Raw genomic sequence first — 16,171 nt, 5'->3', positions numbered from 1 at the left:
GTCGGCACTTTCAAAGCAACGGACAGCCCGCGGTTTCAGCTCAGGGGCACAGGCTTCCTCGTGGGCGATGGGCAGACTGTGGTGACCAACGCCCACGTGCTTCCGTCAGACGCATCGACCGGTGACGCGCCTGCGCTGGTTGTGCAGATTCGCCAGCCATCGGGCGAGTGGCAGATACGTCCAGCCAGGGTGGTGGGCACCAACCCCGGCCGCGACCTCGCCCTGCTGCGCATGGAGGGTCCGCCAGGCTCAGTCGTGCGTCTGGGCGATTCCAGGGCTGTGCGTGAGGGCGCTGAGCTGGCCTTCATGGGTTTTCCCATTGGTGGTGTGCTCGGGTTCTCGGTCGTCACCCACCGTGCCACCGTCTCCAGCATCACATCGGCAGCGCTGCCCAGCCCTTCGGCCGGTCGCCTGAGCGAGCAGGCCATTCGAGGGCTTAGAGGTGGCACATTCGAAATTTTTCAGTTGGATGCGACGGCCTACCCCGGCAACAGCGGCGGGCCGCTTTTCGATCCCAACACCGGTGATGTGGTGGGGGTGCTCAACATGGTGTTGATCAAGGGCACACGTGAATCCGCTCTCAGCCAGCCGTCCGGCATCTCCTATGCGATTCCGAGTGTTCACATCCAGGAACTGATGGAACGCCTTCGGTGAAGCCGGCCGCCATGGATCCCGCCAACGCAACAAGCCATTCCCCATGAACCGCGCACCTGAACGAGTGGACGCGTTGGTCATTGGCGCGGGAGTGGTTGGACTGGCCGTGGCGCGTGCTCTTGCCCTGAGTGGTCGAGAGGTGATGGTGCTCGAACGCGAAGCCGCGATCGGCACTGGCACCAGTTCGCGCAACAGCGAGGTGATCCACGCAGGCATCTACTACCCGACCGGTTCGCTCAAAGCCACACTGTGTGTTCAAGGGCGCAAGGCGCTCTACGCCTACTGCGCCGAGCGCGGCATTGCCCATCGTCGGTGCGGCAAACTCATTGTTGCCAACACGCCATCACAGTTGGCTGCCTTGCCCGCCATCTTGACCAAGGCGGCCGCCAATGGGGTGGACGATCTGGTTCTGCTGAGCCGCGATGAGGCCCAGCTGCGGGAGCCCGAGCTTGAGTGCCTGGGAGCGATTCTTTCACCTTCCACCGGGATCGTGGACAGCCACGCGCTCATGCTGGCGCTGCAAGGTGATCTGGAGAACCAGGGTGGGCTGGTGGTATGCCACAGCGGAGTGCGCGAGCTCGCGGTCACCCCTCGTGGGATTGAAGTGGAGTCTCTGGACGGCACCCGGCTGATGGCGCAAACCGTGGTCAATGCCTCGGGTTTGCATGCTTGCGATCTCGCACGCAAGACCCGTGGTCTGGATTCGCGCAGCCTTCCCAAGGCCTGGTATGCCAAGGGCAGCTACTTCACACTGGCGGGCCGGTCTCCTTTCTCCCACTTGATATACCCGGCGCCTGAGCCCGATGCACATCTGGCCGGCCTGGGTGTCCACCTGACACTGGACTTGGGTGGGCAGGCCAAATTTGGTCCGGATGTGGAGTGGACTTCGTCGGTTGATGATCTGCGGGTGGACCCTTCACGCTCCGACGTTTTCTATGCGGAAGTGCGGCGCTATTGGCCCGGCCTGCCCAGCGGCTCGCTGCAGCCCGGGTATGCGGGCATCCGACCCAAGATCAGCGGCCCGCACGAGCAAGCCGCCGATTTCTGGATACAGGGGCCCAACGACCATGGTGTGCCAGGTTTGGTCAACCTGTTCGGTATTGAGTCCCCGGGCCTGACCAGCTGCCTGGCGCTTGCAGACCGTGTGATGTCAGATTCAAGGGCGCTTTGAGCTTCCGTGGGCCTGGATTGCCCGGGCCGATTCCCACACCAAGGAGGGGCCTTTGTAGATCAGCCCGGTGTAGATCTGAACCAGATCGGCGCCTGCCTGAATCTTGCTCACCGCATCGGCTGCGCTGAGCACGCCGCCCACGCCAATGATGGGAAAGCTCTTGCCCAGACAAGCGCGCAGTTGGCGGATCACCTGGTTGCTCATGTTCAGCACCGGCGAGCCCGACAGGCCACCGACTTCCTCTGCGTGGTCCATGCCGCTGACAGCTTCGCGGCTGAGTGTGGTGTTGGTGGCGATCACGCCCAGGGCGTGAGTCGCCTGGCCTTCGTTGTCGGCGCCGTATCGCATGAGCGTGGCCGCGATGATCTCGATCTGTGTGTTGTCCAGATCCGGGGCAATCTTCAGGAAGATCGGAATGCGCCGGCCGTGGCGTTGAGCCAGCAACTCGCGCCGCTCGGCCACCGCGCCTAGCAAGGCGTCAAGTGCTTGGTCGCTCTGCAGGCTGCGCAGGTTTTGCGTGTTGGGGCTGGAGATGTTGACGGTGACGTAGTCGGCATGTGGATACACGCCGTCCAGGCAAGTGAGGTAGTCGTCGGTGGCGCGCTCGATGGGTGTGCTGGCGTTCTTGCCGATGTTCAGGCCCAACACCATGGGGCTGGCGCCGCTCTGGCTGCGGAAGCGGGCCCGCTGCACGTTGGTCAGGAATGCATCGAGGCCTTCGTTGTTGAAGCCCAGCCGATTGATCAGGGCATGTGCCTTGGGCAGTCGGAACATGCGCGGCTTGGGGTTGCCAATCTGGCCCTTGGGGGTGACCGTGCCCACCTCCACAAACCCGAAGCCCATGGCGGCCAGGCCGTCGATACAGCGGGCGTTTTTGTCGAGACCTGCCGCCAGTCCCACACGGTTGGGGAACTGGATGCCCGCCAGCGTGTAGGGGTCGTGAATCCGGGGTTCGCTGTACAGGCAGGTCAGTGGTGAGTGCTGCAGACGCGCGAGAGCGTTGATGGTCAGGTCGTGGGCGGCTTCGGGGTCCATGCCGAACAGAAAGGGGCGGGCGGCGGCATAGGGGAGAAGCGACATCGGATAATCCAAGGCTGTTGTTTCACCGATTGTCTCAAATGACCCAAGACGAACTCAAAGCGCTGGTCGGCCTGGCTGCCCTGCAATACGTGACCCCCGGAGAGATCGTTGGCGTGGGCACCGGCTCCACGGTCAACAAGTTCATTGAAGCGCTGGCCAGCATGAAGGACCAGATCGCCGGCGCCGTCTCCAGCTCGGAGGCTTCCACCGCCCGCTTGAACGCCTTGGGCATTCCGGTGTTTGAGGCCAATGCGGTGGGCGAGCTCTCTGTCTACATCGATGGTGCCGACGAAATCGACGCCGGCGGGCACATGGTCAAGGGTGGAGGTGCTGCTCTCACACGCGAAAAGATTGTGGCGGCGCAGTCGCGTCGCTTTGTCTGCATCGCCGACGAATCGAAACTTGTGACGGCGCTGGGCGCTTTTCCGTTGCCGGTGGAGGTGATCCCGATGGCCACCTCGCGCTTGGTGCGGCAGTTTGCTGCCATGGGCGGACACGCCAGCGTGCGCCTGAAGGACGGTGTCCCGCTGGTCACCGACAACGGGCAGCACATCCTGGATGTGACCGGTCTTCGGATCACCGATCCGCTGGCGTTCGAGAGCGAGGTCAACCAGTGGCCGGGCGTGGTCACCGTGGGTGTCTTTGCCCACCAGAAGGCCAGCGTGTGCCTGCTGGGCACGTCGGACGGCGTGAAGACGCTGACGTTTTGATCAGCGTCCAGCACCCGATCAGAAGCGGATGCCGGCGGGATTGGTGACGGGGGGCGTCACCGACGGTGTCGCAGGTGCCTCGGCCGGTTGCGACTGAGCTGCGCTTTGCCTGGCTGCTGCGGTCGGCGCCTGCACTGCCACCAACGGTGTGGCGGCTGCGCGGCTGTAGGCGGCGGGCAGGGCCGACTGCTTGGGATAGCCGGCGGCATCAAGGTACTGGGTCCACTCGCTGTCCGAATAGCCTTTGATTTGCTGGCTTCCAATCGTCAGGAAGGGCAGGGCGGCCTGGCCGCTGAGCCGCTTGAGCGCTTCCGCATCCTCATTGGTCCCGATCGTTTTCTCGGTGTATGGAATGCCGCGGGCATTGAGCAGGTTGCGCCCGCTGTTGCACGGAGCACATTCGTTGCTGGTGTAGATCGTCACCGGGTATCGGGTGCTGACCTGACGCAGCTCGAACGGCAATTGCGCGTTGGCGCTGCTGGCGGAGCCGGCTGCTCCAGCCACCGGGCGCGCATTGGTGGCCGGCGGTGGTTGGTCAGAGTAGCTCACACGACCATCGGGGCCGACAATCCGGTACACGCCTTGCGCAAAGGCTGACACGGACACCATGCCCACCACCAGGCTCAGGGCGGCACAGCACAGACGAGAGGCAGTTGCGGGCGTGAAAGTGGATACGTGGGTGTTCATGTCGACTCCTATCGGCAATCAGCAAAACAAATCAAGTCATGCCCTGGTGGCGCAACAGCGCCTCGATGCTGGGTTCGCGGCCCCTGAAGGCCTTGAACGACTCCATGGCCGGGCGGCTGCCGCCCGCTTCCAGGATTGCTTCACGATAGCGGCGGCCGGTGGCCACGTCCAGCGTGCTGCGGCCGTTTTGCTGTGCGGCTTCTTCGAATGCGGCGTAGGCGTCGGCGGACAGCACCTCGGCCCATTTGTAGCTGTAATAACCGGCCGAGTAGCCGCCAGCAAAGATGTGGCTGAAGGTGTGCGGCGAGCGGCTGTAGGCCGGGGGCTGCAACACCGCCACCTCGTCGCGCACCTGCTGTTGCAACGCCAGGATGGCCTCGCCGCTGGTGGCAGGCTGGGTCAGGCTGTGCAGCAGCATGTCAAACAGCGAAAACTCCACTTGGCGCAAGGTCTGCAGACCGCTCTGGTAGTTCTTGGCGGCCAGCATTTTGTCGAACAGGGCGCGCGGCAGCGGCTCGCCGGTGTCCACATGGGCGGTCATGTGCTTGAGCACGTCCCACTCCCAGCAGAAGTTTTCCATGAACTGGCTGGGCAGCTCGACCGCGTCCCATTCCACACCGCTGATGCCTGACACGTCTCGCTCGTTCACCTGGGTCAGCATGTGGTGCAGGCCATGGCCGAACTCGTGGAAGAGGGTGATGACATCGTCGTGTGTCAGCAAGGCGGGCTTGCTGTTCACACCCTCGGCGAAATTGCACACCAGGTGCGCCACCGGAGTTTGCAATTCGGAGGTGTCGGGGCGCAGCCATCGCGCGCGCACGTCGTCCATCCAGGCGCCGCCGCGCTTGCCGGTGCGTGCCGCCGGATCGAGATAGAACTGGCCCACGAGCTCGGCGCCCTGGGGCCCGGTGCGCTCAATGCGGTAGAACGCCACGCCGGCGTTCCACACCGGCGCCTGATCCCGGCGGATGGCCACTTCAAACAAGGTCTCGACGATCTGGAACAGCCCGGCGAGCACTTTGGGCGCCGTGAAGTAGGGCTTGACTTCCTGCTCGCTGAAGGCGTACCGGGCCTCCTTGAGCTTTTCGCCGATGTAGGGCCAGTCCCAGGCCTGTGGGTCTGTCAGACCGAGTTCGCTGGCGGCAAAGGCGCGCAGGTCGGCCAGGTCTTTTTCAGCATGCGGGCGGGCCTTGGAGGCCAAGTCGCGCAGGAAGGCAACCACCTGCTCAGGCGACTCGGCCATCTTGGGCACCAGGGACACATCGGCGTAGTGCCGGTAACCCAGCAACTGCGCCTCCTCAAAGCGCAAGGCCAGCAGCTCACCCATGATCGCGGCGTTGTCGAACTTCACCGCGTCGCCCTCGGCCTGGTCGCTGGCTCGGGTAGCGTAGGCACGGTAGAGCCGTTCGCGCAGCGGGCTGCTGTGTGCGAACTGCATCACTGGCAAGTAACACGGCATCTTCAGGGTCAGCTTGTGGCCCGTCTTGCCCTCTGCCTGTGCAGCGGCAGCGGTGGACTGCACAACATCGTCGGGCACGCCGGCGAGTTCATCCGTCGTCACATACAGCGCAAACGCATCGGTGGCATCGAGGGCGTTTTCGCTGAACTTTTGGCCCAGTTCTGCCTGGCGCTCCTGCAGCCAGGCAAAGCGGGCCTTGGCCTCGCCCTGCAGATCGGCGCCACCGAGCACGAAGCCGCGCATGGCGTTGTGGTGGGCGCGGGCCTGCTCGGCGTTCAGGCTGGCCGGATCCATGGCCTTGTACTTGGCGTACAGCCGCTCGTCGGCACCCAGGCGGGTCCAGAACTCGGTGACCTTGGGCAGCGCCTCGTTGTAGGCGGCGCGCAACTCCGGCGTGTCGGCCACGCCGTTGAGGTGGCTCACGGCACCCCAGGCGCGCGACAGGCGCTCGGTCGGCACGTCCAGGGTTTGCGACATGCGCTTCCAGTCGGCGGGGAAGTCGCTGGCCGTCACGGCTTCCAGCGCAACGCTGGACGCCTGCATCAGCTCGTCAATCGCCGGGCCCACCAGCGCTGGCGTGATGGCGTCGAACAGAGGCAGGTCGTCGAAGTTGAGCAGTGGGTTCTGGGCAAAGGGAGCAGTACGGTCGTTCATGCGTTCTGAGATGTGGCGCTGTGGGTGAAGTTCAAGCCAGAGGGCCCTGAACGAACGTAGGGGGAGGGCAATTACTGCGATTGAGCGCTCTTCTTCACGCTCTTCTTCATGACCTTGGCGCGCTTGATCTGCCCGCCGGTGGTCAGGCGCTGGTTGCCCAGCACGCGCACCACCTTCACTTCGGGGCGCTGGCCGCCGCGTTTGCTGAATTTCAGAACCTTGACGTCGCGCGGTCCGGGCATGCGGTCTTCGTCGACCACTTTCACCTTCTCGGCCACGGGGCGCCAAAGCACCAGCAATTTGCCAATGTGCTGGATGGGCGCTGCATCGAGCTCGTCGGCCAGGGTGTGCAGCATGGCCTCACGGGCGACGCGGTCGTCGCTGAGCACGCGGACCTTGATCAGGCCGTGCGCCTTGAGCGCCGCCCCGATTTCTTTTTTGACGGCAGGGCTCAAACCGTCGTTGCCGATGTGGACAACGGGGTCGAGGTGGTGGGCTTCGGCGCGGTGAACTTTGCGCTGGGCGGGCGTGAGTGTGATCTGGGGCATGGGACAATTATCGTTTACACAGACCTTAGGCAACCCTCATGGGCATGAAAGTCAAAACCCAGAGCAAAAAGGTCAACAAGGCCTGGCTCAACCAGCATGTGAACGACCCGTACGTTCGCCTGGCCAAAAAAGACGGCTACCGTGCGCGCGCCGCCTACAAACTCAAGGAACTCGACGAAACCCTGGGCTTGATCCGTCCTGGCGACTGCGTGGTCGACCTCGGCTCGGCGCCCGGCGCCTGGAGCCAGTACGCGCGCCGCCGGCTCAGCCCGCAGGGTGCGGCGGTGGGGGAACTGCACGGCACCATCATCGCGCTGGACATGCTGCCCATGGAAGACGTCGAAGGTGTGCATTTCATCCTGGGCGACTTCCGCGAGGCCGCCGTGCTGGAAGAGCTGGAGACCGCCCTGACCGACCGGGGCGTGCACCAGGTCGATGTGGTGATCTCCGACATGGCGCCCAACCTGTCGGGCATCGGCATGACCGACGCCGCGCGCATCACCGACCTGGTGGAGCTGGCGGTGGATTTTTCAATCAAACACCTCAAGGCGGATGGTGCGCTGGTGGTCAAGCTGTTCCACGGCGGCGCCTACGACCCCATGGTGGCGCTGTTCCGCCAGACATTTCGCACCGTCAAGGCCGTCAAACCCAAGGCGTCGAGAGACAAATCGTCTGAAACCTTTCTGGTCGGCATGGGTCTGAAATCCACGGTACGGGGCTGAGTACGGCGCTTCGTTGCCCTCCATAGGCAAAAGCCAACCCTTCCATTGACACAGCCTCGTCACCCGCATGAGGCACGCGCGCTTGAAAGTCCTAGAATGACTCCCACATGCGCATAACCGCCAATACCGACTCCAGGAGCTGCACTTGAACAATCAGTGGTTTTCGAAAATCGCCGTGTGGATGGTCATCGCCATGGTGCTTTTCACCGTCTTCAAGCAGTTCGACACACGCTCTGCGGCTGGATCGGGCTACATGGGGTACTCCGAGTTCCTCGACGAGGTCAAGGCCCGACGCATCAAGAGCGCCACCATCCAGGAAGGCCAGGGCGGCACCGAGATCGTCGCCGTCACACAAGACGATCGTCGCGTGCGCACCACGGCAACCTACCTCGACCGCGGTCTGGTCGGTGATCTCATCAACAACGACGTCAAGTTCGACGTGCGTCCCCGCGAAGAGGGTTCACTCCTGATGACCCTGCTGGTCAGCTGGGGCCCCATGCTGCTGCTGATCGGCGTGTGGATCTACTTCATGCGACAGATGCAGGGCGGCGGCAAGGGCGGTGCGTTCAGCTTCGGCAAGAGCAAAGCCCGCATGCTCGATGAGAACAACAACACCGTGACTTTCGCCGATGTGGCCGGTTGCGACGAGGCCAAAGAAGAGGTGAAGGAGGTCGTGGACTTCCTGAAAGACCCCGCCAAATTCCAGAAACTTGGCGGGCGCATTCCACGCGGCTTGCTGCTCGTTGGCCCTCCCGGCACCGGCAAGACCTTGCTGGCCAAGGGCATCGCGGGTGAAGCCAAGGTGCCGTTCTTCAGCATCTCGGGTTCCGACTTCGTGGAAATGTTTGTCGGCGTGGGCGCGGCCCGCGTGCGCGACATGTTCGAAAACGCCAAGAAGAACGCGCCCTGCATCATCTTCATTGACGAGATTGACGCGGTCGGCCGCCAGCGCGGTGCGGGTCTGGGCGGCGGCAACGATGAGCGCGAGCAGACCCTGAACCAGATGCTGGTCGAGATGGACGGCTTCGAAACCAACCTGGGCGTGATCGTGGTCGCTGCCACCAACCGCCCCGACATCCTGGACGCCGCGCTGCTGCGCCCGGGCCGGTTCGATCGTCAGGTGTATGTGACGCTGCCCGACATCCGTGGCCGCGAGCAGATCCTGAACGTGCACATGCGCAAGGTGCCCCTGGGCACCGACGTGAACCCGAGCGTGATTGCGCGTGGCACGCCCGGCATGAGCGGCGCCGACCTGGCCAACCTGTGCAACGAGGCCGCCCTGATGGCCGCGCGTCGCAACGCCCGCGTGGTGGAGATGCAGGACTTCGAGAAGGCCAAGGACAAGATCTTCATGGGTCCCGAGCGCAAGAGCATGGTGATGCCCGAGGAAGAGCGCCGCAACACGGCGTACCACGAGTCCGGCCATGCACTCATCGGCAAACTGCTGCCCAAGTGCGATCCGGTGCACAAGGTCACCATCATTCCGCGCGGCCGTGCGCTGGGTGTGACCATGAGCCTTCCGGCACAGGACCGCTACAGCTACGACAAGGACTACATGCTGAACCAGATCAGCATGCTGTTCGGTGGCCGCATCGCCGAGGAGGTGTTCATGAACCAGATGACCACCGGCGCATCGAACGACTTCGAGCGAGCCACGACCATCGCCCGCGACATGGTGATGCGTTACGGCATGACCGATGCCTTGGGCCCGATGGTTTATGCCGAGAACGAGGGTGAAGTGTTTCTGGGTCGCTCGGTGACGAAAACCACCAACATGAGCGAGCAGACGATGCAGAAGGTCGACGCCGAAGTGCGCCGCATCATCGACGCCCAATACAAGCTGGCGCGCGACCTCATCGAGGAAAACAGCGACAAGATGCACGCCATGGCCAAGGCCCTGCTGGAGTGGGAAACCATCGACGCCGATCAGATCGACGACATCATGGCGGGCAAACCACCCCGTCCCCCGAAGGACTGGACGCCGCGCAACCCCTCGGTGGGTGGTGGTGGTAGCGGTGGATCGCCCGCCGTGGCGACCGACCCGGCGCCCACGGCTGCCTGATCGGCCTGGATTTTTCAATCAGACACACGGGGCTTCGGCCCCGTTGTCGTTTCCGTTTCCAAACCCTCTCCAAAGTCTTTCCATGCATTGGCAGACCACCCGTTTCAATATCGATCTTTCCACGCCGCATGTCATGGGCATCGTCAACGTGACGCCCGATTCCTTTTCCGACGGCGGTCAGCATGCGGGTACGTCAGCCGCGCTCAGGCATTGCGAACAGCTCATCCGGGACGGGGCGCACATGCTCGACATCGGCGGTGAGTCGACCCGCCCTGGCAGTCCGGCCGTGCCGCTGGACGAAGAGCTGGCCCGTGTGGTGCCGGTGGTGCGCGAGGCTGTGACGCTGGGCGTGCCGGTGTCGGTGGACACCTACAAGCCCGAGGTGATGCAGTCCGTGCTGGACGCCGGTGCCGACATCGTCAACGACATCTGGGCGTTGCGGCGCGGTGCTGCGCTCGAAGTGGTGGCTGCGCATCCACGCTGTGGTGTGTGTCTCATGCACATGCACCGCGATCCACAGACCATGCAGGTGGCTCCCATGGATGGCGACGTGCTGCCGTCGGTGGCTGCTTTCCTGCGCGAGCGGGCGGACGCGCTCATGGCGCATGGCGTGGCGCACGAGCGCATCGTGCTCGACGCAGGTGTCGGGTTTGGCAAGAACGTGGCGCAGAACTTCAGCCTTCTGGCGCGCCAGAGCGAGCTGATGGCTCTGGGCTGGCCCATGCTGGCGGGCTGGTCGCGCAAGTCGTCGCTGGGCGCCGTGACCGGGCACGAACTGCCCGTCGATCGCGTGGCCGCCAGCGTGGCTGCGGCCTTGCTTTCGGTGGAGCGCGGTGCTCGCGTGGTGCGTGTGCACGACGTGCGCGAGACGGTGGACGCTCTCAAGATCTGGCAAGCCATCCAGCCCGGGTGAGCGGGGTGCTCAGGCCCCGATAATGGCCCAGCTTCGATACAACAAGACACAGGACAAGGACAAGCACATGCCCCGCAAATACTTCGGCACCGACGGCATCCGCGGCACGGTCGGCCAGGCCCCCATCACCCCCGACTTCGTTTTGCGCCTGGCCCATGCCGTGGGTCGCGTGTTGCGCCGCACCGAGCCTCATCCTACCGTGCTGATCGGCAAGGACACGCGCATCTCCGGCTACATGCTGGAGGCCGCGCTTGAGTCGGGTTTCAACTCGGCGGGTGTGGACGTGGTGCTGCTTGGCCCCGTGCCCACGCCGGCCGTGGCCTACCTCACACGGGCCCAGCGCGCCAACCTGGGCGTGGTGATCTCCGCCAGCCACAATCCGTTTGCCGACAACGGCATCAAGTTCTTCAGCGCCCTGGGCACCAAGCTGCCGGACGACTGGGAGCACGCGGTGGAGGCGGCGCTCGACGAGCCGCCGGTGTGGGCCGCCTCGGCCGAACTGGGCAAGTCGCGCCGGCTGGACGACGCGGCGGGCCGTTACATCGAATTCTGCAAAAGCACCTGCTCGCACAACCTCTCGCTCAAGGGCCTGAAGATCGTGGTGGACGGCGCCAACGGCGCGGCCTACCAGATCGCGCCCGCCGTGTTCCATGAGCTGGGTGCCGAGGTCATCAAGATTGGCTGTGCTCCGGACGGCCTGAACATCAACCACGGCGTGGGCGCCACGCATCCGCAAGCCATGGTGGATGCGGTGAAGGCACATGGCGCACACTTTGGCATCGCGCTCGATGGTGACGCCGATCGCCTGCAGATGGTGGACTCGGACGGGCGTCTGTACAACGGCGACGAGTTGCTGTACCTGATCGTGGCCGATCGTCTGGCTCGCGACCACGACGTGCCCGGCGTGGTGGGCACGCTCATGACCAACATGGCGGTGGAAGTGGCGCTGAAGGCGCGCGGCGTGAAGTTCGTGCGCGCCAAGGTGGGTGACCGCTATGTGCTCGAAGAACTCGAAAAACACGGCTGGATCCTGGGCGGCGAGGGCTCGGGCCATCTGCTGGTGCTTGACCGGCACACCACTGGTGACGGCCTGGTGTCGGCCTTGCAGGTGCTGCACGCCTGCGTGGACAGCGGCAAGACCATGGCGCAGCAACTGGCCGACGTGACGCTGTTTCCGCAGACCCTGATCAACGTGCGCCTGCAACCCGGCCAGGACTGGAAGACCAACACCTTCCTGGCGCAGCAGACGAGTGCGGTGGAAGCCGATCTGGGCGAGACCGGTCGTGTGCTCATCCGCGCCAGCGGCACCGAGCCGCTGCTGCGCGTGATGGTGGAGGCGCGCGACGCACAGAAGGCGCAGGCCTGCGCCGAGCGCCTGGTGGCCGCCGTGCGGGCGCAGGTGCCCGCGTGAGTGCCGCTTCCATCTTGCGCGCGGACTACGCCGACCCCATTCACGCGGCCGCGCTGGTGGCCTTGCTCGATGCGTATGCCAGCGATCCGGCGGGTGGCGGCGAAGGGCTGTCGGACTTTGCCAAACAGCACCTGGTGCGCGAACTCTCGGCGCGGCCACAGGCCTACAGCGTGCTGGCGTTTGACGGTACGCAGCCGGTGGGACTGGTGAACTGCATCGAAGGCTTCTCCACCTTTGCCTGCAAGCCGCTGGTGAACGTGCACGATGTGGCCGTGTTGGCCAGCCACCGCGGGCGCGGGATTGCCGAGCAGATGCTGGCCTTCGCAGAGTTGATCGCGCGCGATCGCGGCGCGGTGAAGATGACGCTGGAAGTCCTGTCGGGCAACCAGGGCGCCGTCCGGCTGTACGAGCGCATCGGCTTCGCTGGTTACCAGCTGGACCCGGCCATGGGCACGGCCCGGTTCTATCAGAAGTGGCTGGACTGAAGCCGTTTCAGTACAGCAGGAAGGGCGCGCGTCCTAAAGCCCAAGCCCCCTCGTCGGCTGCCGCGGCAGCATCCAGCACGTCCGGCGAGGCCGACACATCGTCCACCCACTCCCGCAGCATCGGCCCACCGTTGATGAGGTCGATCGCCAGGCGGTCGTGTTCGTACTCGTAGGCGAAGTCGCGCCACAGGGGGTAGTCGGGTGCCTGCAGGCGCAATGCGCGAAACGCCAGCGCTTGCAGCCGCCAGGGTTTGAAGGCGGCGTGGTCGTAATGGGTCGGGTCTTCCACATGGATCTGCAGGCCGGCGCACAACTGCCCGTGGTGCTTGTGGAAGGTGGGCTCGAAGAAGCACGGCCGCAGCACGCAGCCCAGCAGCCATTGCGGCGCGATGCGGCGCATGTTGGCCAGCAGGCGCGGCACATCGATGTCCGGCGCGCCAAACAACTCCAGCGCGCGCGTGGTGCCTCGGCCTTCGGACAGCGTCGTGCCCTCCAGCATCACCGTGCCGGCGTAGGCGCGCGCCATGCTCAGGTTGGCGGCGTTGGGGCTGGGGTTCACCCAGCTGCGCTCGGTCGGCCAGCCAAAGCCGGGCGCTGCGTCGGGCTGCCAGCCGGCCATGGCGATCACGCGGTACTCCACGGTGAGGCCGAGCCTGGCGATGAACCAGTGCCCGAGTTCGCCCATGGTCATGCCGTGGCGCATGGGCATGGGTCCGGCGCCTACAAAACTCTCCCAGCCTTCGCGCAGGGTGAGGCCTTCGATCGGCCGGCCTGCGGGGTTGGGGCGGTCCAGCACCCACACCGCCTTGCCGTGCTGCGCTGCAGCCTCCAGCACATAGCGCAGCGTGGTGATGAAGGTGTAGATGCGGCAGCCGAGGTCTTGCAGGTCGACCAGCAGCACGTCGAAGCTGGCCATCATCGCGTCGGTCGGGCGGCGCACCTCGCCGTACAGGCTGAACACCGGAATGCCCAGTCGCGGGTCGAGGTAGTCGGGCGACTCGACCATGTTGTCTTGCTTGTCGCCGCGCAGGCCATGCTGCGGGCCGAAGGCGGCGCTGAGCTTCACATCGGGCAGGGCGGCCAGTGCGTCGAGTGCATGCGTGAGGTCGCGCGTGACCGAGGCGGGGTGGGCCAGCAGGGCCACGCGCCGGCCCGCGAGCGGAGCGCGCAGGGTGGGGTCTTGCAGGAAACGATCGAGGCCGAATTGCATGGCGTTCAGTTCTGGGGCAGGGCCAGGCGCAACGAGCGACCGGCGGGGTGGTGGAAATCGGGACGTGCTTGCGGGTGTTGCAGCGCCCAGTAGCTGAGGTGACCGTTGGCCTCCTCGATGACGGCGCTCAGGGCGATGCACAGCGTGCCGGGGCGCGGGGGCAGGGCAGCCCACGGCAGACGGGCCGACAGGACCAGGCAGGCGGGCGTGAGGCTCAGCTCCAACGATGGCGGCGGACTCGCTTCTGCGTTGGTGTCCCTCACCCGCTCGCTGGCGAATCGGTAGGCCGCCCATTGACCCGAGGGCGAGAAGTTGAATTCGCGGTAGGTCGCCCCACCCTCGGCGGCCACGAAGGCCTCCAGGCAGGTGTGTTGCCACAGACCGTCAAGCGGGCCCGGTGCGGTCGGCGCCGGGATGCGCAGTGCGTCTGTGTGCCCGCTCACCGTGTAGACCAGCAGCAAGCCATCGCGCTCGACGCTCACCGCCACCGACAGGCCCAGCGGTGTGCCGGGCGGTGTGGCGGGGTGGCATTGCAGCGGGTGTGGGGTCGCGGGCGAGACGGGGTTCACAGGGCCGTATTCTCTCAGGCCCCTGCGGTCGTCCAGGTCAGGGCGTGGCGGGCGACACCAGCCAGCCTTGCACTTCGGCCACGGTCGGAATGCGGCCGCTGCTCACGAGTTTTTCGTTGATGACAAGGCCCGGTGTGGACATCAGATCGTAGGCAATGATCTGCTTCACGTCGGTTACCTTGACGAATTCGGCCTCAACCCGGGACGCGCTGACGGCCTCGCGCGCCACCGCTTCGAGTTTTTTGCAGTTGGCACAGCCGGAGCCGAGGATTTTCACGGTCAACATGGGTTTTCTCCTGTGGGAACGAACGGGTTCAAGCGGGCACGGAGGCGCGCCAGCGCCGCCGCAGCCGGCCCACTGCCACGGCCAGTGAGCCCAGCACGAGCGCCATCACCGCCGCCAGCGATGGCCAGCCCACGCCATCGGACCAGGCGCCAAAAATCAGGCCGGCGCACACGCTGAAGACCGCCACCCAGCCCACGTAGGTTGCGGTCTTGGTCCAGCCGATGACGGCGGCCACCATCAACATGCTTTGCAGGCTGAGTTCCGGATCGGCCATGAGGTAGGCCAGCAAGGGGCCCGGGTGCATGCCGAGATCGAGGAACATGCGCGCCACCGGCACCTCCACCAGCGTGGGGAAGTACATGAAGACACCAAAGCCGACCGCCACCACGTTGGCCTGCACCGTGTTGCTGCCGGCCAGGGACTCGATCCACTCAGGCCGGATCACCTGGCGCGCCATGCCGACAATGAACACGCCGATCACCAGCACCAGAAAGATCTGCTTCACGAAGCGCCAGGTTTCCCACAGCCATGAGCGCCAGTCGTCGGCCGGCAGCTGACGCGCGTGGTACCACACAGACGCCATGGCGAGCGCAACACCGACAGTGCGGCCAGTGACCTCGATCTCAAGCCCCTGGAGGCCAGGCACCAGGCTCAGTGAAGCCACCAGCAGTGTGGTGGCCGCCAGTCCCAGCACGAGCCAGGTCCAGCGGTTGGCCCCTTCGATGATGTTCTCCAGCCCTTTCCCCGCCGTGGTGGCCACCAGCACCAGCAACACGATGAGCACCGAGCCGTGCAGGCTCACGCCTTCTTCGCCCCGGGCCGAGTCAAACGGCACCCAGCCAAGCAGGGTGGCCTGCCAGCTCTGCGCCCACGACCCGGGCAATGCGAACGAACCCAGCGCAGCGGTGAGTGGCCACAGCTTCAGCGTGCCCGCAATCAGCAGTGCCACCAGCGAAACCATGACGCCCAGCGCGGCCGGCGAGACGCTGGCCCGGTCGGCAAACAGCTGGTCGGTCTGGGCGTCGTGGGCCGCGTCGTCGCGCCAGAAAATCAGCGCCATCAACAGGCCGATGCCGACGCCGAACATCAGACACAGCACGAGGCGGGCGACGGCAAATTCCGGTCCGAGGATGCTGCCGGTGTAGGCCAGCGCCATGACGTTGCCCGCCGGTGCGAAGAACAGGAACGTCATGGCCGGGCCGATACCGGCACCCTTGCGGTAGATGCCGGCAAACAAGGGCACGATGGTGCAGGAGCACACCGCCAGCAGCGAGCCCGCGGCCGCAGCCGCCGGGTAAGACACGAAGGCGGGCACATGGCGCCCCAGCCAGCGCGTGATGCTGGCCTTGGGAATCAGCGCGGCCATGGCCCCGGCAATGAAGAACGCGGGCAGCAGGCACAGCAACACGTGCGCCGCCAGGTAGGCCGCCAGGCTGCCGGCCCCACCGTGGATCATCCTCAGGAACAGTTCCATGCCGCGCGCGCTCCTTCAAGTCTGTCCATTATGGAAAGCCGATGCGCAAAGAGAAGAGGGCCGGGGCGCCCAAGTG

The 16,171-nt window shown here is 65.2% G+C and carries 16 protein-coding genes; 8 read left to right on the top strand and 8 right to left on the bottom strand.

The window, feature by feature from the left end:
* The first annotated feature begins 81 nt into the window (after positions 1-81).
* Together F9Z44_RS11730 and F9Z44_RS11725 are read left to right on the top strand one after the other, a co-directional pair.
* Positions 82-654 carry a S1 family peptidase gene (locus tag F9Z44_RS11730; protein WP_236574105.1) on the top strand — a complete coding sequence of 191 codons (573 nt, stop codon included), beginning with the start codon at positions 82-84 and terminating at the stop codon, positions 652-654.
* Positions 655-697: 43 nt separating this feature from the next.
* Positions 698-1,825 carry an NAD(P)/FAD-dependent oxidoreductase gene (locus F9Z44_RS11725; RefSeq protein WP_159606332.1) on the top strand — a complete coding sequence of 376 codons (1,128 nt, stop codon included), beginning with the start codon at positions 698-700 and terminating at the stop codon, positions 1,823-1,825.
* Here the strand turns inward: F9Z44_RS11725 and F9Z44_RS11720 are convergent.
* Positions 1,811-2,905 carry a quinone-dependent dihydroorotate dehydrogenase gene (locus tag F9Z44_RS11720; RefSeq protein WP_159606330.1) on the bottom strand — a complete coding sequence of 365 codons (1,095 nt, stop codon included), beginning with the start codon at positions 2,903-2,905 and terminating at the stop codon, positions 1,811-1,813. The genes F9Z44_RS11725 and F9Z44_RS11720 overlap by 15 nt on opposite strands.
* A 38-nt stretch (positions 2,906-2,943) precedes the next feature.
* Between F9Z44_RS11720 and rpiA the strand changes: the two genes are divergently transcribed.
* Positions 2,944-3,615 (top strand): ribose-5-phosphate isomerase RpiA, encoded by a 672-nt coding sequence (gene rpiA, locus F9Z44_RS11715; protein ID WP_159606328.1) that lies wholly within the window; start codon positions 2,944-2,946, stop codon positions 3,613-3,615.
* Positions 3,616-3,633: 18 nt separating this feature from the next.
* Here the strand turns inward: rpiA and F9Z44_RS11710 are convergent, their stop codons facing one another.
* The 3 genes from F9Z44_RS11710 to F9Z44_RS11700 all read right to left on the bottom strand — a co-directional run bounded on the left by F9Z44_RS11710 (position 3,634) and on the right by F9Z44_RS11700 (position 6,963).
* A complete protein-coding gene (locus F9Z44_RS11710; RefSeq protein WP_442907192.1) occupies positions 3,634-4,302 on the bottom strand; it encodes a glutaredoxin family protein in 669 nt (222 codons plus the stop codon).
* Between the two features lie 31 nt (positions 4,303-4,333).
* Positions 4,334-6,415, bottom strand: coding sequence for a M3 family metallopeptidase (locus tag F9Z44_RS11705; RefSeq protein WP_159606326.1), 2,082 nt, complete (start codon positions 6,413-6,415; stop codon positions 4,334-4,336).
* 71 nt (positions 6,416-6,486) lie between these two features.
* Positions 6,487-6,963: a YhbY family RNA-binding protein gene (locus F9Z44_RS11700; protein ID WP_159606324.1), complete on the bottom strand. Its 477-nt coding sequence runs from the start codon at positions 6,961-6,963 to the stop codon at positions 6,487-6,489.
* Positions 6,964-7,007: 44 nt separating this feature from the next.
* On the opposite strand from F9Z44_RS11700, the gene F9Z44_RS11695 reads away from it, so the two are divergent.
* The 5 genes from F9Z44_RS11695 (at position 7,008) to F9Z44_RS11675 (ending at position 12,556) form a co-directional block, all read left to right on the top strand.
* Entirely contained in the window at positions 7,008-7,685 is a 678-nt protein-coding gene (locus tag F9Z44_RS11695; RefSeq protein WP_159606322.1) for an RlmE family RNA methyltransferase, read from the top strand.
* A 145-nt stretch (positions 7,686-7,830) separates the two neighbouring features.
* Positions 7,831-9,747, top strand: a complete 1,917-nt coding sequence (ftsH, locus tag F9Z44_RS11690) for an ATP-dependent zinc metalloprotease FtsH (RefSeq protein ID WP_159606320.1) — start codon at positions 7,831-7,833, stop codon at positions 9,745-9,747.
* Between the two features lie 82 nt (positions 9,748-9,829).
* On the top strand, positions 9,830-10,660 hold the full coding sequence (gene folP, locus F9Z44_RS11685) for a dihydropteroate synthase (RefSeq protein ID WP_159606318.1): 831 nt from the start codon (positions 9,830-9,832) through the stop codon (positions 10,658-10,660).
* A 67-nt stretch (positions 10,661-10,727) separates the two neighbouring features.
* Complete coding sequence (gene glmM / locus F9Z44_RS11680) at positions 10,728-12,071, top strand: phosphoglucosamine mutase (RefSeq protein ID WP_159606316.1); 1,344 nt, start codon at positions 10,728-10,730, stop codon at positions 12,069-12,071.
* Complete coding sequence (locus F9Z44_RS11675; protein WP_159606314.1) at positions 12,068-12,556, top strand: GNAT family N-acetyltransferase; 489 nt, start codon at positions 12,068-12,070, stop codon at positions 12,554-12,556. Before glmM ends, F9Z44_RS11675 begins: the two co-directional genes overlap by 4 nt.
* 7 nt (positions 12,557-12,563) lie before the next feature.
* Here the strand turns inward: F9Z44_RS11675 and F9Z44_RS11670 are convergent, their stop codons facing one another.
* The 4 genes from F9Z44_RS11670 to F9Z44_RS11655 are packed head-to-tail and all read right to left on the bottom strand — an operon-like array spanning position 12,564 to position 16,095.
* Positions 12,564-13,766, bottom strand: coding sequence for an exo-beta-N-acetylmuramidase NamZ family protein (locus tag F9Z44_RS11670; RefSeq protein WP_159606312.1), 1,203 nt, complete (start codon positions 13,764-13,766; stop codon positions 12,564-12,566).
* Positions 13,767-13,771: 5 nt separating this feature from the next.
* On the bottom strand, positions 13,772-14,335 hold the full coding sequence (locus F9Z44_RS11665; protein WP_159606310.1) for a DOMON-like domain-containing protein: 564 nt from the start codon (positions 14,333-14,335) through the stop codon (positions 13,772-13,774).
* A 37-nt stretch (positions 14,336-14,372) separates the two neighbouring features.
* Positions 14,373-14,621, bottom strand: coding sequence for a thioredoxin family protein (locus F9Z44_RS11660; protein ID WP_159606308.1), 249 nt, complete (start codon positions 14,619-14,621; stop codon positions 14,373-14,375).
* A 28-nt stretch (positions 14,622-14,649) separates the two neighbouring features.
* Positions 14,650-16,095 carry a permease gene (locus F9Z44_RS11655; protein ID WP_159606306.1) on the bottom strand — a complete coding sequence of 482 codons (1,446 nt, stop codon included), beginning with the start codon at positions 16,093-16,095 and terminating at the stop codon, positions 14,650-14,652.
* Positions 16,096-16,171: the final 76 nt, after the last annotated feature.

The organism is Hydrogenophaga sp. PBL-H3, assembly GCF_010104355.1.
Lineage (GTDB): Bacteria > Pseudomonadota > Gammaproteobacteria > Burkholderiales > Burkholderiaceae_C > Hydrogenophaga.
This window is presented reverse-complemented; position numbering and strand designations above follow the sequence as displayed.